The 25,118-nt window shown below is 37.9% G+C and carries 17 protein-coding genes; 9 read left to right on the forward strand and 8 right to left on the reverse strand.

Annotated features, from left to right (window positions below; translation table 11 throughout):
* The first annotated feature begins 22 nt into the window (after positions 1–22).
* From B9A18_RS01675 to B9A18_RS01700, 6 genes are all read left to right on the forward strand, one after another.
* Entirely contained in the window at positions 23–3,457 is a 3,435-nt protein-coding gene (locus tag B9A18_RS01675) for a TonB-dependent receptor (protein ID WP_084286928.1), read from the forward strand.
* 11 nt (positions 3,458–3,468) lie between these two features.
* Positions 3,469–5,373 (forward strand): RagB/SusD family nutrient uptake outer membrane protein, encoded by a 1,905-nt coding sequence (locus B9A18_RS01680; RefSeq protein WP_084286929.1) that lies wholly within the window; start codon positions 3,469–3,471, stop codon positions 5,371–5,373.
* Between the two features lie 25 nt (positions 5,374–5,398).
* Complete coding sequence (locus B9A18_RS01685; protein WP_084286930.1) at positions 5,399–6,631, forward strand: DUF5000 domain-containing lipoprotein; 1,233 nt, start codon at positions 5,399–5,401, stop codon at positions 6,629–6,631.
* Positions 6,632–6,650: 19 nt separating this feature from the next.
* Positions 6,651–7,352, forward strand: a complete 702-nt coding sequence (locus B9A18_RS01690; protein WP_159452578.1) for a DUF4998 domain-containing protein — start codon at positions 6,651–6,653, stop codon at positions 7,350–7,352.
* A gap of 83 nt (positions 7,353–7,435) precedes the next feature.
* Positions 7,436–8,797 (forward strand): 3-keto-disaccharide hydrolase, encoded by a 1,362-nt coding sequence (locus tag B9A18_RS01695; RefSeq protein ID WP_084286932.1) that lies wholly within the window; start codon positions 7,436–7,438, stop codon positions 8,795–8,797.
* A gap of 43 nt (positions 8,798–8,840) precedes the next feature.
* Complete coding sequence (locus B9A18_RS01700) at positions 8,841–10,268, forward strand: Gfo/Idh/MocA family protein (protein ID WP_084286933.1); 1,428 nt, start codon at positions 8,841–8,843, stop codon at positions 10,266–10,268.
* Positions 10,269–10,630: 362 nt separating this feature from the next.
* On the opposite strand, the gene B9A18_RS01705 is transcribed toward B9A18_RS01700, so the two are convergent.
* Complete coding sequence (locus B9A18_RS01705; RefSeq protein WP_084286934.1) at positions 10,631–10,984, reverse strand: hypothetical protein; 354 nt, start codon at positions 10,982–10,984, stop codon at positions 10,631–10,633.
* 117 nt (positions 10,985–11,101) lie between these two features.
* Here B9A18_RS01705 and B9A18_RS01710 point away from each other — a divergent pair, with 117 nt between their 5' ends.
* On the forward strand, positions 11,102–11,320 hold the full coding sequence (locus tag B9A18_RS01710; RefSeq protein ID WP_084286935.1) for a hypothetical protein: 219 nt from the start codon (positions 11,102–11,104) through the stop codon (positions 11,318–11,320).
* 430 nt (positions 11,321–11,750) lie between these two features.
* Here the strand turns inward: B9A18_RS01710 and B9A18_RS01715 are convergent, their stop codons facing one another.
* On the reverse strand, positions 11,751–12,029 hold the full coding sequence (locus tag B9A18_RS01715; protein WP_084286936.1) for a hypothetical protein: 279 nt from the start codon (positions 12,027–12,029) through the stop codon (positions 11,751–11,753).
* A gap of 241 nt (positions 12,030–12,270) precedes the next feature.
* Here B9A18_RS01715 and B9A18_RS01720 point away from each other — a divergent pair, with 241 nt between their 5' ends.
* Together B9A18_RS01720 and B9A18_RS01725 are read left to right on the forward strand one after the other, a co-directional pair.
* Positions 12,271–13,899 carry a glycoside hydrolase family 28 protein gene (locus tag B9A18_RS01720; protein WP_084286937.1) on the forward strand — a complete coding sequence of 543 codons (1,629 nt, stop codon included), beginning with the start codon at positions 12,271–12,273 and terminating at the stop codon, positions 13,897–13,899.
* Positions 13,900–14,000: 101 nt separating this feature from the next.
* Positions 14,001–14,360 (forward strand): hypothetical protein, encoded by a 360-nt coding sequence (locus tag B9A18_RS01725; protein ID WP_084286938.1) that lies wholly within the window; start codon positions 14,001–14,003, stop codon positions 14,358–14,360.
* Positions 14,361–14,376: 16 nt separating this feature from the next.
* On the opposite strand, the gene B9A18_RS01730 is transcribed toward B9A18_RS01725, so the two are convergent.
* The 6 genes from B9A18_RS01730 to B9A18_RS01755 all read right to left on the reverse strand — a co-directional run bounded on the left by B9A18_RS01730 (position 14,377) and on the right by B9A18_RS01755 (position 24,966).
* Entirely contained in the window at positions 14,377–16,293 is a 1,917-nt protein-coding gene (locus tag B9A18_RS01730) for a glycoside hydrolase family 127 protein (protein ID WP_200816290.1), read from the reverse strand.
* Between the two features lie 26 nt (positions 16,294–16,319).
* Positions 16,320–17,789 (reverse strand): RagB/SusD family nutrient uptake outer membrane protein, encoded by a 1,470-nt coding sequence (locus B9A18_RS01735; RefSeq protein WP_084286939.1) that lies wholly within the window; start codon positions 17,787–17,789, stop codon positions 16,320–16,322.
* Positions 17,790–17,815: 26 nt separating this feature from the next.
* The gene (locus B9A18_RS01740; protein ID WP_084286940.1) at positions 17,816–21,259 is read right to left on the reverse strand and encodes a TonB-dependent receptor; all 3,444 of its coding nucleotides are present in this window, start codon (positions 21,257–21,259) and stop codon (positions 17,816–17,818) included.
* 98 nt (positions 21,260–21,357) lie between these two features.
* Positions 21,358–22,494 carry a FecR family protein gene (locus tag B9A18_RS01745; RefSeq protein ID WP_084286941.1) on the reverse strand — a complete coding sequence of 379 codons (1,137 nt, stop codon included), beginning with the start codon at positions 22,492–22,494 and terminating at the stop codon, positions 21,358–21,360.
* Positions 22,495–22,524: 30 nt separating this feature from the next.
* Positions 22,525–23,109: a sigma-70 family RNA polymerase sigma factor gene (locus B9A18_RS01750; protein ID WP_084286942.1), complete on the reverse strand. Its 585-nt coding sequence runs from the start codon at positions 23,107–23,109 to the stop codon at positions 22,525–22,527.
* Between the two features lie 141 nt (positions 23,110–23,250).
* A complete protein-coding gene (locus B9A18_RS01755; RefSeq protein ID WP_144009366.1) occupies positions 23,251–24,966 on the reverse strand; it encodes a hypothetical protein in 1,716 nt (571 codons plus the stop codon).
* Positions 24,967–25,118: the final 152 nt, after the last annotated feature.

The following is a 25,118-nucleotide window of genomic DNA, read 5'->3' on the forward strand; positions in this document are numbered from 1 at the left end:
GCCTAAACCAAACCAACCACTAATGTATAAAAATACTAGGAAACTGGGTATGCCTAAACGGCTATACCTTAAAATATTGCTAACTATGCGCTTAACCATCGTAATATTAATAGCATCTCTAATGCAGGTGAGCGCGTCGAGCTTCGCCCAAAAAATAACACTGTCGAGATCGAATACGCCTCTTAAGTCTATTTTAAAGGACTTGAAGGAACAAAGTGGGTACGATTTTTTTTACACTGATAACTTGCTTAAAAATGCCAGACCGGTAACTGTTGATGTTAAAAACGCAGAATTTGTAGATGTGCTTCAACTTATTTTTTCCGGTCAGCAGATTAGTTATGCGATCCAAAATAAAACTGTAGTCATTACGGAAAATAAGGTTGCCCAAAGGCAAGAAATTCAGGGTAGGGTAATGGATAAGAAAGACGGAAAGCCGATTCCAGCGGTTACTATATCAATTAAGGGTACTAAGTCCTCAGTTCAAACTAATAAGGATGGCCGTTTTACCATCAATATACCTCCAGGTGCAGAAGCATTGGAGTTTAGATATGTCGGCTACAAAACAGTATCCCATCAAATTGCTCCTAATGCAAATTATACGATATTTATGGAAGAGGATGATGCCGGGCTTGATGAAGTTGTCGTTACAGCATTCGGTCAAAGGCAAAGAAAGGAGGCGATAGTGGGATCTGTTACCACGATTACACCTTCAACTTTGAGGGTCCCTTCGAGTAATCTTACTACAGCTTTAGCTGGCCGTATAGCTGGTGTTATCGCTTATCAAAGGACCGGTGAACCGGGTATGGATGATGCCCAGTTTTTTATCCGTGGAGTAACAACTTTTGGAACAGGAAAGGCAAACCCATTGATTTTGATTGATGGGGTAGAAATGACAAGTGGAGATTTATCTCGTTTGATTGTTGATGATATCGCTAGTTTTTCAATTATGAAAGATGCTAATGCCACAGCACTTTATGGAGCAAGGGGAGCAAACGGTGTCATTTTAGTGACAACTAAGGAGGGCCAGGACGGTGTGGCGAAGATTCAATTTCGCGCGGAAACTTCTTCTTCTTCTCCAACCGAGAATGTGCGCTTTGCAGACCCTGTAACATTTATGAAATTGCAGAATGAAGGGGTAAGAACAAGAATGCCGGGAACAAGGTTGCCTAATAATGAAGCCGACATATATTATACCGAATTGGGAAAAGATCCTATGAGATATCCTGCCATTGACTGGCAAGATGTATTGTTGGATAAAATGACCATAAATCAACGCTATAATTTAAATGTTAGCGGTGGTGGAAAAGTTGCCCGATACTACATAGCAGCTTCTAATGCTTTAGATAACGGTATTATTAAAATGGATAAAAGACAGAATTTTAATAATAATATTAAGATCAATAAATATTCCCTACGATCCAATGTTAATGTAAATTTAACAAGTACAACTGAAGCTATCGTACGATTGAGCGGAACGTTTGATAATTATAATGGACCCTTAGATGGAGGAACAAGCCTATACAATAAGGCTGTTTTAGCTAATCCCGTTAAATTTTTACCATTTTATGCGCCAGATGCGGGTAGTATTTACACAAATCATATTCTTTTTGGGAATAATGAAAATGGAGAGTATCTGAATCCCTATGCTGAGATGATGAAGGGGTACAAATCTCAAGACCGTTCATCCATGTATGTTCAATTTGGATTGAAGCAAAATTTGGATTTCCTTGTCAAGGGATTGGGCTTTAGAGGTATGTATAATGTGAATCGATTTGCTGACTTGAGTGTTAGCAGACGGTATAACCCTTTTTTCTATGCCCTAACTCCATTATTGATGGGAGCTACAGATTATAAATTGAATGCTTTGAATCCTAATGCGGGCACTGACTTTTTAGATTATATACCTTCGGATAGAGTTGTGACCAATACCATGTATCTGGAAACAGCTTTAGATTATAATACTGTAATTAAAGAAAAAAGTACGGTTTCAGCAATGCTGGTTTTTACTTCCAGGGAAAATAAGGATGGATCTTATAATGATTTGCAAAGTTCTCTTCCTCAACGTAATGCTGGTCTGGCAGGTAGACTTACTTATGGTTATGACAATCGTTATTTTGCGGAAGCTAATTTTGGATACAATGGCTCTGAAAGATTTGCTAAGCGCGAAAGATGGGGGTTTTTCCCTTCAGCTGGTGTAGGATGGGTGGTGTCTAATGAGAAATTCTGGCAACCGCTAAAAAATGTGGTTTCGAAATTAAAATTGAAAGCAACTTATGGCTTAGTGGGGAATGATGCCATTGGAGAGACAGTAGATAGATTCTATTATCTTTCTAATGTGAATATGGCTAATTCCGCACGTGGATTTACCTTTGGTGAAAACTTCGGATATAATGTTCCTGGGATTTCAATTTCACGATATTCAGATCCATTTATTACCTGGGAAGTAAGTAGAAAAGGTAATTTTGGCCTGGAACTTAACTTGAAGAATAGCGTAAATATTCAAGTTGACTATTTTACAGAACAAAGGAGTAAAATTTTACAAACAAGATCTGATATCCCAAGTACAATGGGATTGCAAGCTACGCCAAAATCAAATATTGGAAAAGCTAAAGGTAGTGGTGTTGATTTTTCATTCGATTACAATAAAACATTCTCTTCTGGTCTATGGGCTATTATTAGAGGTAATTTCACTTATGCTTCTAGTAGATTTGAATTATATGAAGAACCAGACTATGCTACCACTCCATGGAGAGTTCATGCGAATCAAAAAATTTCTCAACGCTGGGGATATATAGCAGAAAGATACTTTTTGGATGATGAGGAAATTAAAAGTTCTCCAGTACAAACTTTTGGAGAATATAAACCCGGCGACCTAAAATACAAGGATATTAATAAAGATGGGCGTGTTGACGAAAGTGATATGGTGCCAATTGGATATCCAACTACTCCTGAAATTATTTATGGATTCGGGATGTCTCTTGGTTATAAGAATTTTGACATCAACTGTTTTTTCCAGGGCTCTGCGCTTTCTTCGTTTTGGATAAGTCCTAATGCAATTGCGCCTTTTGCAAACGTAAATAACGCATCTACCAATAATATGAACACGAATAGAGCTTTATTACAGGTAATCGCGGATAGTCATTGGTCAGAAGATACAAGGGATTTATTTGCATTTTATCCTCGTTTATCCCCAGAGAATGTTTCTAATAATAGCGTTTCCAGTACATGGTGGATGAGAAACGGAGCTTTTTTAAGGCTAAAGACAGTTGAGGTCGGTTATAATATTTCAAAGGATTTTGCAAAAAAAGTTCATTTGAAAAATATTCGTCTATACGGTTCAGGTAATAATTTACTGCAAATAAGAAGTTTTAAACTTTGGGATCCTGAACAAGCGGGTAACGCGTTTAATTACCCAATTCAGCGTGTATTTAACTTTGGAGTTAATTTAGAGTTTTAATTATAAAGAATATGAAAACTATAATAAGGAATTGTAAGCTAGGTTTTCTGGTACTATTGATTGTAAATTTCTTTGGTTGTTCAAAGTTTTTGGATGTAGTTCCGGATGGTGTAGCAACTTTAGATAATGCTTTTAGTAATCGAAATAGTGCAGAGAAGTTTCTGTTTACTTGTTTTAACATGATGCCTAATCAAAACTCTCCATTTGATTATCCGGGTAATGTTGGATCCGATGAAATATGGTGGGATATTGATTATTCTGCAATGAATGATTTTAGCGGATCACAAATAGCGCGCGGGAATCAAAATATTACTAATCCTTTTCAAAACTATTGGGATGGAGGAAATGGAGGGAAAAGTTTATGGATCGGAATTCGGGATTGCAATATTTTTTTAGAAAATATTGGGAGGATTCGTGATATATCAGAATATGAACGAGCCCGTTGGATATCTGAAGTCAAATTTGTGAAAGCGTATTTACACTATTTTCTTTTTCAAATGTATGGGCCTATTCCAATTATTGATAAAAATCTGCCGGTAAATGTCGAGCCGTCTGCAGTTAAGGTTTACCGTGATCCTGTGGATAAGGTAATTGACTTTATAGTTAATACTTTGGACGAATCCATGACTAACTTACCAGATATGATCGATGACCCTGCGAAGGAGATGGGGCGACCTACAAAAGCCGCTGCCGCTGCGCTAAAAGCTAAAGTTTTAGTTTGGGCAGCTAGTCCTTTACTGAACGGTAATCCAGATTACGCCAACATTACTGATAAGCAGGGCACCAAATTATTTCCAGCTAATGTAGATCCGGAAAAATGGTCGCGGGCATTAAACGCAGTAAAATTTGCGATTGAGCTGGCGGAAGAAAATGGTCATAAACTCTATGACTATAAGAATCCACTATTTAATATTACAGGTGAAATAGCCATGAATTTTACGCTGCGGGGAGCAGTAACTGAAAGGGCCACCCAAAACCCTGAAATTATTTTTGCACCTACTACATCAGCAAATGGTTTCCAAAATTATTGTACACCAAATTTTTACAATGCTTTGGTAGTAGGGGTTCAAGAGTTATCAGCTCCAATGAAAATTGCAGAACAGTATTATACGGATCGTGGAGTTCCAATAGATGAAGATTTATCATGGGACTATGCTAATCGATTCAGTACGCAAAGAAATGCGGACCAAACACATAAATATTATATAGCTGCTGGTGAAACTACTGCAAAATTGAATTATAAACGTGAGGCACGCTTTTATGCACACTTAGGTTTTGATAGAGGGCTTTATGATGTCCAATCCCAATCGGGAATTACAACCGGTACGGTTAAGAATAGAGCTGGTGAGGCAATGGCAGCTACTTTTAGTGCACAACATATTCAAACCGGGTATTTTATTAAGAAATTGGTTAGTTTCCGTTCTTCAATTACGGGTACAGGTCCGAGTGCTTATAATTATACGATACCGGTAATCAGATTAAGTGATCTTTATTTGCTATATGCAGAAGTGCTTAATGAAGTGAAGAATGTCCCTGATAACGAAGTGTACCAATGGATCGACAAAATCAGGAATCGGGCGGGACTAGAAGGAGTGCTCGCATCCTGGAATAAATATTCTTCTATACCAGGTAAACCTACGACCAAAGAAGGTATGCGTGAAATCATTAAGCATGAGCGTATGATCGAATTCGCATTTGAAGGTCAGCGGGCCTTTGATTTAAGAAGGTGGAAAGATGCAGTGAAATATTTAAATCAACCCATTGAGGGCTGGAATTTTCAAGGCAAAGATTTGAATTATTATTCTTTAACAACCTATTTTCAAAAACGTAATTATACCTATAAAGATTACTTATGGCCGTTAAACCAGACCGCTATTATTAAGAACTCTAGTTTAATGCAAAACCCGGGTTGGTAATTTTTTATGCTTAATAAATTAATATATGAAGATATTTAGAAATGACCTTCAAGGTCCGGTTTTAAGAAAACTGAAAACAGCAGTATTATTGGTTATTTTCTTTAGTGCCTGCAAGGAGGAACCAATTGGTCAGCGTCCGAATGATAAAAAAGCACCCGCATCAGTCACCGATATAAAAGCAGAACCTACCGCAGGTGGGGCTGTTATTAGCTATAATTTGCCAAATGAAAATGATATATCTTATGTTTTATGCGAGTATACTTCCAGTTCAGGAGAAAAAAAGGTAACACGATCATCTATATATCAAAATTTTATTACAATAGAGGGATTAGTGCAGGTTAAACCAACGGATTTTTCTCTTTTCCTTGTGGATCATAGCGAAAACAAATCCCAACCTTTTAAAGGAAGTTTTTTACCAAAGGAACCTAATTTTAAGGCTGTATTTGAAACGATAGAAATGGAAGCTGATTTTAGCGGTGTCCTTTTCAAATGGAAAAATGAAAATAAGGACTTATTGGGTTTTTTTCTGTATGCACTTAGCGATGAAGGAAAATGGGAAGAGAAAAGTTTGACATTTTCAAGTAAACCGATAGATAAGCGTTCCTTAAGAGGGTTTGATACAAAAAATCGAAAGTTTGGGATACAAATTATGGATCGTTTTGGGAATAAAACGGATACTTTAATTCTGGAAGCTACCCCGTTATTTGAAAAAATATTTGATAAGAAGAAATTTAAAGATGGATACCTGTTGGGGGATAATAATTCAATTAATGGTGGCAGACCATTGGCAAATGTTTGGGATGGGAATGTCAACGTGATATGGCACACTGATGCAACGAAACCATTTATCATGCCGGAAACGTTTACAATCGATCTTGGCGTGAATGCGCTACTCAGTCGGCTGGTTTTGTGGAATAGGTTAGATTATTCTTATGCGCAACACAACCCACGCTATTTTGAAGTATGGGGAAGTAATAGCATGAGTCACGATCGACTTGACCCCTATTGGCAAACGCAGGATTGGAAAAATGAATGGACGCTTCTAGGTGATTTTGAAGAAGTTAAACCTTCAGGTTTACCTGTTGGACAAAGTACTAATGAAGATAAGGCTGTTGAGCAGGCAGGGTTTGAATATATCCTTGAACCTGGAGTAGGGAAGATGCGTTATTTAAGGTTTGTGATAAAGGAAACCTGGCAGAAAACAAACGCAATTCATTTTGCTGAATTGTCAATATTTGGAGATGATGGTACACGATAGATTAAAATTGATTCATATTATGAAAATAAAATGTAAAACACTGATAGTTTCTTTTGTTACGTTTCTTGTTGTAAGTGTGCTTACTTCATGTGACAAGGGTATGTATGATGTTTCCGGTGAGTTTTATCATCGTGGCGAAGATTTATATCTAGGAGTTGTAGATTCTATTAAGGTAAAACCCGGGTATAATAGAGCTAAGTTATCATGGGAAATTAAAGCCGATCCTCGCATTACCAAAACAGTAATTTATTGGAATAAAAGACAGGATTCTACTGTTGTTGATGTAGTTCGGAATAATAATGGAAGGGTTCCTATGGAAATCGAATTGAAAAATTTAAACGAGAAAGACTATATTTTTGAATTCATCGCGAAAAATGATAAAGGTCTTTTCTCGATACCGAAACAAATATCCATATCGGTTTTTGGAGATGTCTTTATAAAGGGCTTAAAAAATAGAGCTGTTGCTTCCATTACCAAACAACAAAATGGAGATCTTTCGATTGTGTGGAATCCAATAGCCAGTTCAAGTATTTTATATACAACATTAAAATATGAAGGGATTGGGGGAAGTCAGGAGGTTAGAGTTGAAAATATCAGTAACCAAACTATTTTAAAGGGAGTGAAACCAGGAAGCAACATCAAAGTGTCAACATCTTTTTTTCTTCCTGGAACATTAGACGTTATGAATGTGCTTGATCAATTAATATTCATTTTTTCTTGATAATTTTTGGGGCTTAGGGTGAATCGTTGTATAAGAACATTCTGAAAGCCCCGAATTAACTTAAATAAACAATTAACACACAAATGAAACAAAACTTAACCATCTTCTTTTTACTAATTGTATTTAACGCTGGTGCCCAGTCAAATAACTGGCAATCGTTGTTTGATGGTAAAACACTTAACGGCTGGAAACAGATGACCGGTTCTGCCAGCTATACTGTGAAAGACGGTATGATAGTCGGGACCACAGCTGCAAAGTCGCCCAATTCGTTTTTGGCAAATGAGCAGCGTTTTAGTGGCGATTTTGTGCTGGAACTGGAAGCAATGATGAGCGATACCAGCACCAATTCAGGTGTGCAGTTCAAAAGTAATTTTGATGCGGCGGTGAACAAAGGACAGGGAAGAATATATGGCTATCAATACGAATTTGATCCTTCATCTCGTAAATGGACTGGTGGTATTTATGAGGAAGGCAGGAGAAGCTGGTTATATCCTGTGTCGAACAATCCAAAAGGCCAGAAATTTTTCGCACCTAACGTTTTTCACAAGATCCGTATAGAATGTATCGGTAATACCGTGAAGACCTGGCTGGATGGTACACCTGTTTCTTATCTGGTGGATTCCTTGAAAGATAACCAGGGTATTATTGCCCTGCAGGTGCATTCAATTGGCAGACCGGAACATGCCGGTATTAACATATACTGGAAGAATATCCGTATTCAGACAAAAAACATAAAGCCGCTTGCTTTTCCAAAAGGCCTTTACGTTGTTAACCTGGTTGCCAATAACCTTACGGATTATGAGCAGGAGAGCGGCTGGAAATTATTGTTTGATGGCAGGAGTACAAAAGGCTGGGTTGGCGCCTATAAACCAACTTTTCCGGATAAGGGCTGGGCAGTAAAAAATGGCCTGTTGAACGTATTGCCATCAAATGGTGACGAATCAGCAAATGGAGGTGATATTGTGACCAAACATCAGTTTGCAGCATTCGACTTGTCGTTCGATTTTAAATTAACAAAGGGCGCAAACAGCGGTTTGAAATATTTTGTGACATTGAAGGAAAAGAACGATGGTTCGGCCATAGGATTGGAATATCAATTACTCGATGACAACTTACATCCGGATGCAAAACTGGGCAGAGACGGTAACCGTACGCTTGGCTCATTATACGATCTGATCAAAGCAAAAAAAGGTTCCTTCCGCCAGCCTGGTAACTGGAATACGGCAAGGGTTGTTGTTTATCCGGACAACCACGTTGAGCATTATTTGAATGGCGTAAAAATATTGTCTTACGAACGTGGCTCACAGGCTTTCCGTGATCTTGTTGCCATCAGCAAATACAAGGCGTGGCCGGGTTTTGGCGAAGCACAAAAGGGCCATATTTTAATACAAGACCATGGCAATGAAGTAAGCTTCAGAAGTATCAAAATCAGGGAGTTAAAATAAACAAAAGCTGATACTGCATTTACTAACATAACAATCCTTTGAAATGACTAATCATAATAATTCAAGAAGAAAATTTTTAACACAGGCCTTAATGGCCTCTGCAGCAGCTGCAACTCCCGGTTTTTTATTTGCGAATGGGAAAAACCCATTGCGTTTTGGAGCTGCCGAAAAAGTAAACCTTGCCTGCGTTGGTATTGGAAACCGCGGGGGTGAAATTATTCGTGAACTCTACAACACCGGACTGGCTAATATTGTAGCTTTATGTGATGTGGATATGGAAGCTCCACACACACTGGCTATATTAAAACAGTTTCCGAATGTACCGCGGTTTAAAGATTTTCGGCAGATGTTCGATAAAATGGGTAACCAGATTGAAGCGGTTTCCATTGGTACGCCCGATTTCTCCCATTTCCCAATTACCATGATGGCCATTGGCCTTGGCAAGCATGTGTATGTTGAAAAACCAATGGCCCGTACGTTCCAAGAAGTAGAACTGATGATGAAAGCGGCAAAGAAAAACCGGAAAGTGGTAACCCAAATGGGTAATCAGGGGCATTCGGAAGCCAATTATTTCCAGTTTAAATCCTGGACAGATGCTGGGATTATTAAAGATGTAACAGCGATTACCGCACATATGAATATGGGAAGGCGCTGGCATCGATGGGATACCAAAATCACTTCATTCCCGGTTGCACAACCTATTCCGGCTACGCTCGATTGGGATATCTGGCAGATGCAAACCAAGGGACATCAGTTTAACAAAGATTTTGTGAATGGTCAATGGCGTTGCTGGTTCGACTTTGGCATGGGTGCTTTGGGAGATTGGGGTGCGCACATCCTTGATACTTCCCACCAGTTCCTGGACCTTGGTCTTCCTTACGAAGTAAACCCCATAAAATTAGAAGGGCACAATGACTTTTTCTATCCAACGTCTACAACACTCTCCTTTAAATTTCCGAAACGTGGCAGCATGCCGCCAGTAGAAGTTAAATGGTACGATGGAATTGACAATCTTCCGCCTATACCAGCTGGATACGGTGTGCAAGGTCTAGATCCTAACATTCCACCGCCTAGCAATGGCCCTATTAGTACAGCCCAGTTAAATCCGGGTAAGATAATTTACAGCAAAGATTTAACTTTTAAAGGTGGTTCGCACAACAGCACCCTATCTGTTATCCCCGTTGAAAAAGCAAAAGAAATGGCTTCCCGTTTGCCGGTTGTACCCCAAAGTCCGTCAAATCACTTCGCTAATTTCCTGAAAGCATGCAAGGGCGAGGAGCAAACACGCTCATCTTTCGACATCGCAGGACCATTAAGCCAGGTATTCTGTCTTGGCGTACTGGCGCAGTGGACAGGAGAAAAAATTGTTTTCGACAGAAAAAAGAAAATAATTACCAGTAGTAAAAATGCGAATGAATTACTGATAGGCCCACCGCCGCGTAAAGGATGGGAACAGTATTATAAAGTATAAGCCGCTTTCATCATCCGAAATAAAGTTCATCTAAAGTCACTATACGTTTCAAACCTGCCACAAAAGTGTTCGAGATTTTGACGAAAGGGGATACCCAACCTCCCACCTTGGGAACAACATGGGAAGATTATCCGAAAGTTTTTTATATCGGATAATCAAGTTTCAACGAAGGCCTTTAGATTAATCTCTGAAGGCCTTCATTTATTTGGTAGTGGATAGTTTCTTCACACCATTTACCTGTAGCTTAGTTACGATCTTGCGACTATAATTAGCCATAAGTCTATGTTTTTTGTAGTTATGGCTGATTATCAAAACGTTGGAGCGATGGTGTTTGGATACCAGCGTGTTGATCGGTTGATTTCTTACAGAATCATGTTTGCACTGAGGTAGTTGTTCACAGCTGTAAGGTAATATTGGGGAATATCTTCACAGTTTTTATGTTCCAGGTGGTGCAAGTCTTTAGCTGCAGCTTCGATAAAAACTCCGGATGCCACTTCATATTTCAGAAATCCGAGATCGAAGAACCGCTCCTGTATAGAGGAAGAACTATCCTGAGTTTTGAGTAGCATTTTTTTTATGGAAAGGTTCCCCTTATTTATCAGCAGCCATTCATAATGTGTTTGTTCATCATTTTCATCTGATAAGGAGATCTCCAGAATGCACAGGTTTGTATTGTCAAAAAAGTCGTGGCAGTCGAAATTTGTCTGTCCATTCATACCTAAAATAAATTTGAAATTATACCCCAGTGAATATGCATCAATTGTGCCAATAATTTCGCTTTTCCGGTTAAACCTTTTTAGCAGGTACTTGTTATTTCAGCAAATAGGAAAACAATGGGATTCATTAAAAATGCCTTAATTGGTATCGCACTTTATGAAGCGCTGAAGTATATATTGACAAAGGAACAGCCCAGTGTAACTCATCTGGATTCTGGTGACGAATTGATGGGAGGTACCGATCCTGAAGCTCCGCTGATAGGAAAAGCCACCGATAAAGATGATCCCTGGAAGAAATCGCTGGCCAACGATGATCTGAGGTCTCCAGATTCATAAGCTGCAAACTATTCTATTCGCCCTATGTTTAGCCTTAATATCCATCCAGAGGAGGCAGGTACTTTTAAAATAATATTTCATGGAGCATTGCTTGGCGAAATCTTTATGGGAAATGGCGTGAAAACTGCGAGGTCTTAACCGCTGAAGAGTTGGTGCCTGGAGGATATCCGGTATATGAATAACTAGAGCTCAGTTCTGACGTTGAAGCAGTTCACTTTTTCCAAACAGTGAAGAAGCGTTTGCTAGATGTTAACCGCTGGGCTGAAATTGCTGGCGAAGGCATGTCTGACTTTTTTTCTTACAGATGCAGGCGGCAACCATAGCATTAGTGAAAGGTTTTTTGAACCATGATAACCCGTATTAGGCAGCATAAAAAAGGGGCTATCTTTCGATAAACCCCTAAATTAACGCTCTCTTGTATCTATCAGGCCTAAAGTAATCCTCTTGGAGCACCGCTGCCAGCACCACCGCTAAATTCAAGTACAAAAGGGTTTTTAGCAACTGTGTTTTCTTTTACAAATTGTTTACATGCAACATAAGTATCAGGCCCAAAACTCTTTTCATATATTTTCGGGTTTATTTCAAATAAAGCAGGGACAATACTATATGAAGGAGGAGGAATAATCCCAGAAATCATATTAATCACGATAAATTCGTCTTCAATTTTTGAAATTGGCACTTTAATAGTTCCATTTCCTTCTATAATCACTTCAACTTCTGAATGAGAGTCATCATGAATTTCCTTTGAGATTGAAGTGTCACCATGATTTACAACTTCTGTACAAAATATTGCACATACTTTACAGAAAAACGTTCGCAGGTAGAAATGTAATCTGAACTTTAAATTTATCAGTAAATGTGTTTTACAATAGGAAACATAGGAAGGGAAAACGTACTTTGCGATAATATCTTCGGTATTTAATTTGTTAGCACATTTAAATAAATTTAGAATGCATAATTCCGCTTGCAGAAATTTAAAACACTATTTAGGACTTGCATTCCTTTCAGTTTTTTTTATTTCCTGTTCCTTTAGAAAAGAAAAAATATCTTCAAATCAGTTAAACCTGGTTCCGTTCAAACATCAGGTCGGAGCGCTAAATCTTCCTGATCATATTGCGCCAATTAACGCACCTTTTCAAATGCCGCAATTGAAGAAGCTTTCGTTTCCAGCGCTAAGTGCAAGTATTGTAGCTAATGGAGCCAGGGATGGAACGAAAGTGACCAGACAAATTCAGCAAACTATTGACGATTTAAATGCTAAGGGGGGTGGTACAGCCATTATTCCAAAAGGGAAATGGTTAACTGGTCGTATAACTTTAAAGAGTAATGTAAACCTACATCTGGAAGATGGAGCCGAATTGCATTTTAGCGGAGAGATCGCAGACTATCTGCCAGCAGTTTTTACCAGAAATGAAGGGATAGAGGTCATGTCGCTCGGCGCTTGTATCTATGCCAACGGACAAGAGCATATTGCACTAACAGGGAAAGGACGCCTGATAGGCCCGGTAAAAGGTGGCTCAGTCCGCACACGTACAATGACTACCCAGGTTATTGAAGAGTTTGTGGATCTTAGTAAGCCCGTTTCACAGCGCATTTATGAAGGACAAAATGGTAGTCCAATTCTTCCGCCAATGTTCATCTCACCCATAAACTGTAAAAACGTGCTGATCGAAGGTGTGTCATTAGAGAACACTGCATTCTGGAATATCGTTCCTGTTTATTGTGACAGGGTGATTATTCGCGGTGTGACCGTGAATTCTGTAGGTATTCCACGTGGTGACGGCATCGATATAGAGTCCTCAAAAAATGTATTGATCGAATACAGTACGCTGAGTAGCGGGGATGATTGCTTTACCATCAAAGCTGGACGTGGTGAAGATGGGATTCGCGTAAACAAAGCTTCAGAAAATATTGTAATGCGATATTGTCTGGCCAGAGAAGGGCATGGAGCGGTTACGGTGGGGAGTGAAACGGCAGGAATGATTCGGAATTTATACGTGCACGACTGCGTTTTTGACGAAACTGGAACTGGAATTCGCTTTAAAACCCGTAGGCCTCGTGGTGGTGGAGCCGAAAATATATACTATGATAGAATTAGAATGACTATTAATGGTACAGCTTTTAACTGGGATATGCTAGGAAGTGCACAACATGTTGGTGACTTGGCTAACAGGCTCCCAACCAGAGTAATCAATTCACTTACCCCAGTGTTCAAAAATATTGTAGCACGGAATATTGTAGTGGAACGTTCAAGTCAGTTTGTGAAGATTAATGGTATCCCTGAAAGCCCATTAAGTAATGTGCAAATAGAGCAGGTGAAAGTTAAATCAGATAAGTTATTTACAGCAGCGGATGTAAATGGTTTTTCCGTAAAAAATGCTACAATTGAGACAAAAGATTCCAAAATCAGTTTACTTGGCGTACGAAAACTAACTTTCGAGAATGTACAATTTCTGGTACCTGGTGATAGTTTAAATATAGTAGCCTCTTCTGATGAAGATGTGAAGTTTATCAAGTGTAAACCAAAAACGAAGAAAGAAAATTGTTTGGTTGCGAAACCCATATCAGACCAACTGTAAAGTAAAACACGTTACCTTTAGCTATCATGACGAAAACCAGTTATAAAAACTACTTATCCTTTCTATGTATTTCCCTTTTCGCATTTTTGCCTCAAAAAACGATGGCACAAACTTTTCGTTATCCAGGGATATTTGATTTTTGGGATGGACCTGGCAAACTGCATCCACAAATGTTAAAGAAAAAAGGTTTTTCGGAAGTGTATGGTGGCCCTAAAAAACAAGGCGGTTTTATCTATTTATACCATAACAAAAAGGCACAGGAATATCTGTTTATAAATTATACAGATTCCGGTAAAATGTCTACCATCACCTATTATTTACCAACGAAAGCAAAATATTTAAACCTTCAGGTGGACAAGAAAACGCTGAATGTAGGCGAAGAGATAACTCCCCATGGAACCACTTTATATAATGATGGCAAAAAATATTATCAAGTTAGTTTTATGCGCTCAACCTTTTAATAATTATCACCATATTCTATAATTTCGGTTTCTTTTTAATAGAATTTTCTTTGGGGTTAACCAGCTGAGGCATCCATACTTTGTAAAAAGAACTTTCCTGTCCGTTTCCTGCCGAAGCATAATCACATAGCGATACGGCTACCGGCCCCTTGGGATACTCCGTATAGGATTCAGGAATAAAGTTGGCCTCAAATGTCATAAAAGGCCCTCCAGAACGGCCAGATAATCTTGTAAGGCCTATATAGCCGTCCTGATCAACAACGGGTTTTAAAACAGCTTCGATACCTCCGTCTTCAAGTCTGGCGTCTCTGACCAAAACAATTGGGCCACTCATAATAGCAACATTTTGGGGGAAGCCACCGCTTTCAATAACACGACCACGCATATCCAGTTTTAAAGAAATCTGATCTCCTGATCTCCAAATACGCTTAATTTTGGCCAATTGGCCCGATTGCAAACTATCAATATTTTTACCATTTATAGTTAAAGTAGTTCGTTTACTCCATTCTGGTATGCGAATAGTGATTTCAAATGCCTCTGGTTGAATCCTATCAAGACTGATGTGAATGAGTCCTGATTGTGGGTAATCTGTATGCTGTAAGATCGTGACCTTTTGGTTGGTTGGACTTTTCGCATGGTATATGCCTTCAGCAAAGTAATTAATTTGTAGACCCTTATTCCGCTCCGTTACAATATAAGGTGGTAAGTTAAATAATCCTCTGGGGCCACTGGCTTCACAGCAGTTCAACCCCATTCCACATTGTTCACTTCCTTGCAGCCTTTGGCCATTCAACGGCGTATATTTTGCCCAGACTACACCATCTGCACTCATGGCGCCTAATAAGGCATTATAATAGGTTCTCTCTGCTTCATCTGCATATTTAACTTCTCCCGTTAGCCGGAGTAACTGATGAGTTAATTTGAGCCAGGTTACGGTAACACAAGTTTCCTGGTAATGATTAATAGGGAAACTCTGCATGGCCTTACCTCCAAACCACATTTCGGTTGAGGCGCCTGAACCCGCAATATTAATTTCAGTTTTTCGGATATTTTCCCAGGTATCTTCCACTGCATATTTATAGGCAACGTCTCCTGTCAACCGGTAAAGTTCCAAAAGCCCTTCATAACATGACATCATCTCGTAGGCCTTTTGTCCCTGCGCATAACTATACCAACTCTTTGGTTTTGGAAATCGTTCACTTACATTTGTCTTCGATTTACTTAATAACTGAGGACCTTGTACTGTCTCCCATTGTCTGACAATCTCTTTCGCAAAATCCAGATACTTTTTATCATTGGTATATTTATACAACAAGCAAATGGGTTCAAGTACCGAAGAAGCAGCCATTCCCCGGTAATTGCCTTTTGTAACAATTAATCCTCCTTGTCGATTCAACTCAGCAATCAGATAGTCTGCTAGATGTACAGCCCCAGTTAGTACCTTTTTATTTTTAGTAAGGTCATAATAAGCGAGCAAGCCTAGCATACAATATTTCTGGCCCCAAATATCCCATTGTTGCAGACGCTTATCCTTCGCATAATTCCCAATGTAGCCATCTCCGCTTTGTGTGGCTAATAAACCTTCCGCAGCATATTCAAGGGCTTTTTTTAGCCTCTTATCGGGTTTGTATCTATAAGCCAGAACTGCCGAAGTAAACCATTTACCCCAAAACTCGCTCTGCCATAAGCTGCTTTCCTTTCTGTTTTCAAGTTTAAACGGTTCAATTAGTCGATCTATATCCTGAGCTAGAATACGGTTATTTATAGATTCATCTAATTTATCAGCCAAATATCCACCCATATTTACTTTTTCCGTTGGACGTAAAATATCTCTGATCGGGAAGTTAGTTTGAGCTTGTGCTAATAGTGTTGCTTTGAAGAATATCAAAGTTAAACCTAAGCAGGCAATTTTAATTTTCAGGGTATTCATCATGCGATACTCACAATTATCTGTTATACTTAGTATCCGGTATTTTGAGTAATCTTATCAGGATTAGTATCAATCTGCTGTTGAGGTACCGGGAATACAGTATTATGATCATCTATCTGAACAAGTACGCCTTGATTTTTTATTCCATTCTTCAAAAAATAAGCATTCATTACTGGGATAAGACGATTAGTCCTTACCAAATCAAAAAAATGCAATCCTTCAAAGGCAAATTCAATTCTCCTTTCCTTTTCTATTGCAACGCGCAAGTCTTGTTGGTTAATTGTTAATAGTTTAGGGGGTAAATTTGTTCTGGCAGTAGTTCGTACCTTATTTAAGTATAGAACCCCATCCCCGGTTGCTCCAGTTTCGTTTTGACATTCCGCATACATTAAAAGAATATCTGAATACCTAAGAATCGGAAAATCCACACTGATATCGAATCCTTGAATTATACCCTGGTCTAAAAACTTTCTCACATGAGGTCTGCTGGTTATTGTGGTACCTACTGTTATTGTTAAGGCCATTGTGCTACTCTTCCTCGCATCACCGGTTTCAAATTCGTCATATAAATCAGTCGTCGGTATATTATATCCAGCACCACCAACTGGTTGCACGAAATTTCCTGTAGGTGCAAAATAGGCATGAGCGGCATTGCCTTGACTTGGAGATAAGCCCCTGGTATATTGAATTGCAAAAATGATTTCCTTATTATTTCCATTATTATATCTAAACACATCAGAATAGTTGGGTAGAAATCCGTAAAGAGAAGTGGTATTGTCAATTATATCCTTAAGATAAGGTTTTGCTTCACTAAATTTCCGCTGAAACATAAGAACCCGTGCCAGTAAACCTTCAGCAGCCCATTTCGTTGCTCTACCGATATCAGCAGCGGCATAGGTAGAAGGTAGCAATTCAAAGGCCTCTTTTAAGTCAGTTTCAATTTGCTCATATATTTTTACTTTAGGTGCTCGCGCATATTCATAAGTTTCTTCCGGACTTTGTAACTCTTTGGTAATTAATGGCACATCACCAAATGTAGTTACTAAGGAATAATAGAAATAGGCACGTAAAAATTTAGCCTCACCCTTCATTCTGTTTTTTACAATGTCATTTCCAAAGGCGACAGGATCAATTCGGCTAAGAACAATGTTGGCCCGGCTAATGCCCTTATATAAGGCTGTCCACCGTGTATTTAAGACTCCTGCCGATGTAGTTCCGACCGGTATAACATTAAATAAATCAAAATCGCAATGGCCTACAAGGCAGCTGGCAGCATCTGCAAAGGAGTCGTCTGTCGGAATATCTCCCACAATGTAATCAGAAGAGCTAGCAGTTTGCAAACTCGCATAAGTAGCATTAACGGCATTGGTTATGTCTTGGACTGTTTTATAAAAATCATTTGTCGAACCTGAGGTAATTGGGTTTAATTCAATAAAATTTTTCCCACAGCCTAAGGAAAACAAACAGCATATTGTGATTATAGATAAAGTCTTTTTCATAATGTAATTATCGAAATGTTAAAATGTTAAAATGATAAATTGGCCCCGAAAATAAATGAGCGATTGAGTGGATATGATCCATAATCGATCCCTATACTGGTAACACTTTCGCCAAATTGATTAACTTCAGGATTGTAACCAATGTATTTAGTGAATGTAAACAGGTTTTGTCCGGTTGCATAAATTCTAGCACTTCTAAAACCGAACTTTTTAAGTAACTCGGGCTTTACAGTATACCCAAGTGATACATTTCTGATCCGAAGATAACTGCCGTCATATAAGTAACGCTGAATATTGGAAGGAACCAGACCAATTGATGGTGTTGTTCCCGTTCTTGGATAATTTCCATTGCCGGGATCCGAAGGAGATTTCCATCGATTTAGAATTGCTCCTTCAAGTTGATTTTGCGCAAGGCTTTGTGTCCCTATAAAGCGTGACCCTAAAAAATAAATATCACCACCTTGGACACCCTGAATTTGAATGCTTAAATCAAAAGCCTTGTATGAAAAATCATTGGTGATGCCATAAGAAAAGTTCGGGGTTGGATTACCTAAAATCACCCTATCAGCGTCTGTTATTACACCATCGTGATTAGTATCAACAAACTTAGTATCCCCGGGACCTGATGCGGATGAAAATTTCTGATCAGGATGCGCAGCAACATCATTTTGATCTTTGAAAATACCATCCGTTTTATACCCATAAAAAACGGCAAATGGTTGACCAACCTGGATAAGTTGAGTAATCGTATTTTCCCTTGTAGTTAGAATAGGCTCATTTTTATCCCCTAGTTTTAGTACTTTGTTTCTGTTAACAGATAAGTTGAAATTCGTATTCCATTTAAATTTGTTAACCAGATTTTGGGTCCGTATTTCAAACTCTATTCCTTTATTTTCAATATTGCCAATGTTTCCTAAATATTGATTGAAACCTGAAAGACCAGGTATTGGGCGATTGTATAGTAAATCTTTGGTTAGTCTTCTGTAGAGATCTGTCACAAAATACAACCTGTTTTTAAATAAGCCTATTTCTAGTCCCATACCTGATTGCCTGTTCGTTTCCCAGGTTAAGTTGTCATTTTGAAAATTATTTATTGCGTATCCGGTCGCAATGGCTCCATCGCCAGCTCCAAAGTTATAATTCGCCCTTGTTAAAAGACTTTGCCAGCCATAGTTTCCAATACTAAAGTTACCCGTTGAGCCATAGCTTGACCTTATTTTTAACTCTGAAATAGCGGGAATCTTTTTCATAAACTTTTCTTCTGAAACACGCCATCCAAATGATATAGAAGGAAAAGTTCCCCACTTCTTGTTAGATGCAAAACGACTTGCACCATCTGTTCTGATAGATGTTGCTAACAGGTATTTCTTTTTATAATCATAATTAATACGTGCCAGATAACTTAACAGTGTCCATTGTTGAACTCCATAAGTGCCATTGATTACTGCAGCACCTTGAACATTTTGAATTAAATCGTTATCAAAGCGTCCACTTTGTCCGGTAAGATTTAGCGAGTTGCTACTACTTTTCTGAACGGAGTAAACACCAGTGAGATTAATAGTATGTCCCCCTTTAAATGCTCTGGCATAGTTTACTTGATTTTCCCAACTGAAATTATAACCGTAACTGCCTGAACCTGTACTTGCAATGTTAGCAATATTGGGGTCTTTTCTATCAGGTGTTAAAACGGCCGTCGAGCTTGTACTTACAGTAGAGGGTCTATAAAATGTTGTTCCATTGATACGATAATCACCCCCAAAACTAAGTCTATATGTTAGATATTTAAAGGGTTTAAAATTTAAGAAACTAATGCCCTGAACACGAAATATGCTTCTATTATTTATGTAATTGGGATCATCTAATGGCTGTAAAGGTGAAACAATTGCCGAATTACCCGGAGCAAAAATATTGCTTTGCAGCGTCATTCCATAAGTGCCGTCAGGATACCTTGCCGGCACTGTTGGGGGCATCATTAATGCAGCTAAAATTGTGGCTCCATCTCCTAAAGAACCATTAAAATGCCCATCAGTTCCCCTCAGGTTTTCAAGGCTATAACTTGGTGTAATATTTAGCCCTATTTCTAAATAGTTATTTAATTTTGAGTTGATGTTTGCCCTCATATTGTATTTACTGATATCAGTTGACTTTATTATACCTTGTTGTGTAAAATAATTTCCCGAGATATAATAGTTAAACTTATCACTACCACCTTGTGCTCCAAGCTGATAATTAGAGATGGGAGCAGATCTCATTATTTCACTTTGCCAATCGGTGTTGGGAAAATTTTCGGGGTGATCATATTGCACTAAATATCGATATGCAGCGGGCCTGGAGGCATTAGGAACATTAGGGTCGCCACCACTTTGTATCCAGCTACTTTGATAACCTTCAATTTGATATTTAATGTATTCATCCCTGTCAAGAACCTTTATTCTTTTTGACGCAGAATTAATGCCAGTATAGGCTGAAAAATCAAATTTCGCCTGTCCGGCCTTTCCCTTTTTTGTTGTGACAATAACAACACCATTACCGCCTCTTGAACCATAAATAGCTGCTGCTGCGGCATCTTTAAGAACATCAATTGTGGCAATATCATTGGGATTTAAGGAATTAATATCGCTTGCATCTTCCAATGGTAATCCATCTACCACATAAAGAGGGGCGTTGCTCGCATTAATTGAGCCAGACCCCCTGATCCTAATTGTAGGATTATCACCTGGTCTACCAGATCCTTGTCTTACTTCAACGCCAGACATTTGACCTGCCATCGTGTTTAAGACATTTCCGGTAACCTGTTTTTCAATTTGACTGGAAGACATAGACGAGACCGAATTACTGACATCTGATTTTCGTTGTGTCCCATATCCCACAACAACCACTTCATTTAATGCACTATTCGTTTTTACCAATTCAATATTGATGTTTTTTGAGGTATTAACGCCCAGCTCAACAGTTTGATAGCCAATTGAACTAAACGTAATTACTCCGGGCTCGTCAGCAGCAATGCTATAAAAACCATTAGCACCTGTAATGGTGGTGCTAATACTATTTTTCACTTTAACGGTAACTCCTGGTATACCAGAATGATCATCTTTGTCCATCACGGTTCCGATAATTTTGATCTTGGTATTTTGTTTGGTATCCGTAATTGTTTTACCGTTTGTTTCTTGATTTTTTTTTAAAATAATCAATCGGTCATTCACAGTCCAGGTAATATTTTTACCTTGTAATATGGTTGATAATGCAACTTTAAGGTCAGATTTCGAAAAGTTGACTTTTATTTTATCCTGGTCATTTATTAAACTGTTATTATAAAAGACCGTATAACCTGTCTGCTTTTTAATGGCATTAAAAATATCCTGAAGGCTAACACTCGCACCAGACATTGTTAGCTTTCCCAGTTCCTGTGCTTGTACGTTTGAAATTAACAAGCCAGTGAAAAACATAACAATAAATAGAAATTTCTTCATAATTTAATTCGGTTTATAGTAATTTGGTTATTTATAAGACTGATTAAATAATGCGATGGGTGAAGCAATTTCTGAGAGAAGGCAAATTTAAACCGTAATTAATAAAAAATATGAACGGTATTGTTCTTGATTTCGGTTTTTATTTCGGAAGAAGTTTCGAGGCTATTTAAAAACAGTTCGATAGGTTTATTTTTAAAAATAACACCAGATAATTTAAAATTTGAAATTTCCTGCTGCTCAAAAAATACTTTAACACCATAGCATCGCTTTAAAATTTCGCCTATATCTGTTAATGATAAATTGTTGAAATATTCCTCACCATCCATCCAACCTAGTACCCGTTGCTGATTAAAAAGTTGATCATTAAAACCCTGGTCTGTTAAAACAGCTTGATGACCTGGATTAAGAACATGGTTCTTCCCTTTAGCATGCAATGATACTTTGCCTTCTAATAAGGAGACAACCATGGATTGTGGATGATATGTATTTACATTGAATGTTGTTCCCAGAACCTGTACTTTGGAGTTGGGAGTATGGACAATAAATGGACAGTTTTTATTCTTTGCTACCTTAAAGAAACCTTCCCCCTCCAAATAAACCTCTCTGGATTCTTTTGCGAAAATTGTTGGAAATTTAAGTGTGGAAACTGAATTTAGCCATACTTCTGTTCCATCGGCCAATGTAATCTTATAATCGAATTTAGCGGGGACAGATAAGGTCATCCAGTCCATCGCCTGATTTTGAGTTCTGCTATAGGATAAAGCCTTATTATTATTTAAAACCTTTATGTCTCCAATATTTATGATTTGTTTATTACCAGTCAGGCTTATGGTTTCCCCTGTTGAAATACTTAGTCTTACCTTATCCTGATTAATTGACGAAGCAAGATGTGGTTTAGCAATATGCTCAGCCGATTTAAAATAACGCAAGGCAACAAACCCGACAATAATTAAGATTGCGGCTGCTGAAATTATTTTTGCAGTACTAATTTTAAAAATTGATTTCTTTGCATTTAATTTTTCGCTTACGATGAGCCATTCTTTTTTACTATCAATATTGTCTATATATGTTTTTGCTCGTGTAGATGAAAATTTTTGCTTTAAAGATTCCCATTCCTTTTGAACTTCAGGATCATTATCGAGCATCAGATTTAACCGCAGATCATCCTCAGGACTAATCATTCCTGTAATCTTGTCAATCAATAAATTTGAAATATGCTCTTTACTACTTTCCATAACACTCCAAAAATTTATAAATGAGAGAATTTATCTAAAACTTTGTAATTTAATCCTAAGCACTTTAACAGCGAGCTTCAGATGTGTTTTTAACGAATTTACTGTAATCCCCATTTCTGTGGCGGCCTCTTTATATGGCTTGCCTTGCATGTAAACTAAATCAAATGCATGTAAACGCTGGCTGGGAAGCTCGTTAATAGATGCAGTCATTCCCCTGTTTAATTCGTTCCGTTCCATATAATCCTCTGCAATTTGTTCTTCAAAATTTAAATGATAGATATCCTGGAGCTTCCTTTTTGTACTATTTTTTGAAATTTTACTCAAGCACTTATTTCGTACTGCAATTCTTAAATAAGATTTAATGGATAAGTTAATGTTCAAATAAAGCTTTTTGTCCCAAATCTCTATAAACAAGACCTGAACAATGTCATCAGACTCCATTTCATCTCCCAATAAATTGAAAGCCTCAGTACATAGAAATTTATGATATTTTAAAAATATCTGCTGATATGCGGCCATACTGCCACGATTAAGCTCGCTTAATAATACATCATCATCACTCACATGATCATATATTAATTTATTCTGACTAATAATTTGAGTTAATCGTTTCAAAAAATCGCGAGCTTACTATTTGGTTAAAATAAAAATACAGTATTAGTTTCTATTTTATGGAAAGAAACCAGTCTATCTATATTAAGAAAGACTGGTTTTCTTTGCACATGGGTGAATGTGAAAAAAAATAATTTTAATTAATTATTCTGTGAGGATTAAATCACCTTGGGATTTGGCGTAGAAATAGAATGTTCCACTCGTACTATTGATCGGAGTTGCAAGTAATTTATTACCCGATATCGAAAATGAAAAAGAGGGAGAGCTGGCGCCTGCACCTGTCAAGAGCCCTAAGCTGGAAATTACAGCAACCAATGGACTTGAACCTGAACTGGCTTTATTTACCAAAAGGTAATAGGTAGATGTATTGGCATTAGAAAACGCTGCGTTCTTTACTGTAATTAAAATTGTACCACTAAAAGTTAGAGGTGAAAAGCCTGTATCCAATATTCCTAATAAATCCACAGCACTAGCACCACTGGTTACGAGGGTTTTATTTACATAGGCATCAGCTGCGAAAGTACCCCATTCGTCATACTTTGAAACTACGCCACTTTTATAAATGCTTTTTAAATTGACAATATTGTTATACTTGTTTTTTTCTGAAAGCTTATTGAATGAACTACCGGCTTTGATAATGTAATGATCTATCAAGGCGAGATTCTGGGTGCCAAAATAATTTGTAAATGTATTGGCATAATTGATGTTATTTCCCGAAACATTAATTATCCCGTATGTAGTACTATCAATTTCCATTACGCTTCCGGAGAAGTTGTCAATAATATTTCCAGTGATATTGATAATTGGATCGGTAATGGTTCCGGCAGCTCTAATTACACTGTAAACACCTTTTTGGCCCGTCCAGGCAAAGTTATTGCCTGATACATTCAGTGCCTTACAATTTTCCACATAAATTGATTCTTCCCCAGATTCGAAAAAATTATTATTAGATACGATTACCCAATCCGATTGCTTATCTATTCTAAGGTGGTGTTTTTTGTTTACTCTTCTGGCTGCATCCGAGGGAAAGAATAAAACATTGTTATTGTATTTCAATCCATCTATCCCATTACAATATACTGCTGTTATCAATGTATTGTTGGATACATTTCCCGAAAAAGTGCAATCACTTGTGGCCATCCATGTGGCAGTAGCAAGCCTGTCTACATAAAAACAATAGTTAACATCATTAAAAATATTTCCATTACTAATCTCAATCATGGCATTCGCATGAGTTGCTGTAATTTCGGGTTTAACATAAATAGATTTATCACATCCATTAAAAACATTACCTGTTATCAATAGCTTTCTACAATTTTTAATCTGGATCGCATTTCCGGCAAGTGTAAATGTTAAACCACTTATGGTAGATGTGTAGGTGCGTAAAGTGTCGTCGCCAATGTTAATCGTGCCTAGTAAGTTGGCTTTATTACCTATAATACTTACATCAGTTTTTGAAAGATTAACTGCTGTGTATTTATAAGTCCCTTTTTCAAACATTATAGTTTGGAATTTTTGAGCCCGGTCAAAGCAACTTTGAATTGCAGTGCCGTCATCAGTAATCCCATCACCCTTCGCACCAAACCAATTCACACTAATTGGTCCGGTAAAAATTCGCTTCCACCTGTTCCCGTCAGCGTCTACTAGAATTGTCCCTGTATTGTCGGCTGATGTATGATCTGATAGATCTCTGTACCAATTACCTGTTCCATAATCTGTTGATGATGCATGTTGATAGGGCTTTCCGCTAATATTTCTGATTTGATTTATTGTTCCGGTAAAGGCAGCAAGAGAATCTGTTTGTGCTTTTACCATGAACACAAATAGCATCAACGTCATTGTAATTAAGAGTTTTCTCATTGTATTTGGTTTAGTTAGAATTAAAAATCGGTCAATTATGGTTGTATCTCTAAAGGACTCATTTTTAGTGTTAAAGGGTTAAGTCCGGATGTCAATTTTTTAATTTCCTCAACCGTTCACCCAAATGTTTTCTCTTTCAGTCCTAATGTTAA

It is taken from the genome of Pedobacter nyackensis (genome assembly GCF_900176505.1).
In the GTDB taxonomy this organism is placed as follows: Bacteria; Bacteroidota; Bacteroidia; order Sphingobacteriales; family Sphingobacteriaceae; genus Pedobacter; species Pedobacter nyackensis.

Bases quoted from the DNA above. Each gene is read 5' to 3' on its own strand.
- B9A18_RS01680 (WP_084286929.1), top strand. From the start codon at position 3,469: ATGAAAACTATAATAAGGAATTGTAAGCTAGGTTTTCTGGTACTATTG.
- B9A18_RS01685 (WP_084286930.1), top strand. From the start codon at position 5,399: ATGAAGATATTTAGAAATGACCTTCAAGGTCCGGTTTTAAGAAAACTG.
- B9A18_RS01755 (WP_144009366.1), bottom strand. From the start codon at position 24,966: ATGAGAAAACTCTTAATTACAATGACGTTGATGCTATTTGTGTTCATG.
- B9A18_RS01675 (WP_084286928.1), top strand. From the start codon at position 23: ATGTATAAAAATACTAGGAAACTGGGTATGCCTAAACGGCTATACCTT.
- B9A18_RS01720 (WP_084286937.1), top strand. From the start codon at position 12,271: ATGCATAATTCCGCTTGCAGAAATTTAAAACACTATTTAGGACTTGCA.
- B9A18_RS01735 (WP_084286939.1), bottom strand. From the start codon at position 17,789: ATGAAAAAGACTTTATCTATAATCACAATATGCTGTTTGTTTTCCTTA.
- B9A18_RS01740 (WP_084286940.1), bottom strand. From the start codon at position 21,259: ATGAAGAAATTTCTATTTATTGTTATGTTTTTCACTGGCTTGTTAATT.
- B9A18_RS01690 (WP_159452578.1), top strand. From the start codon at position 6,651: ATGAAAATAAAATGTAAAACACTGATAGTTTCTTTTGTTACGTTTCTT.
- B9A18_RS01745 (WP_084286941.1), bottom strand. From the start codon at position 22,494: ATGGAAAGTAGTAAAGAGCATATTTCAAATTTATTGATTGACAAGATT.
- B9A18_RS01710 (WP_084286935.1), top strand. From the start codon at position 11,102: ATGGGATTCATTAAAAATGCCTTAATTGGTATCGCACTTTATGAAGCG.
- B9A18_RS01705 (WP_084286934.1), bottom strand. From the start codon at position 10,984: ATGAATGGACAGACAAATTTCGACTGCCACGACTTTTTTGACAATACA.
- B9A18_RS01695 (WP_084286932.1), top strand. From the start codon at position 7,436: ATGAAACAAAACTTAACCATCTTCTTTTTACTAATTGTATTTAACGCT.
- B9A18_RS01725 (WP_084286938.1), top strand. From the start codon at position 14,001: ATGGCACAAACTTTTCGTTATCCAGGGATATTTGATTTTTGGGATGGA.
- B9A18_RS01700 (WP_084286933.1), top strand. From the start codon at position 8,841: ATGACTAATCATAATAATTCAAGAAGAAAATTTTTAACACAGGCCTTA.
- B9A18_RS01730 (WP_200816290.1), bottom strand. From the start codon at position 16,293: ATGATGAATACCCTGAAAATTAAAATTGCCTGCTTAGGTTTAACTTTG.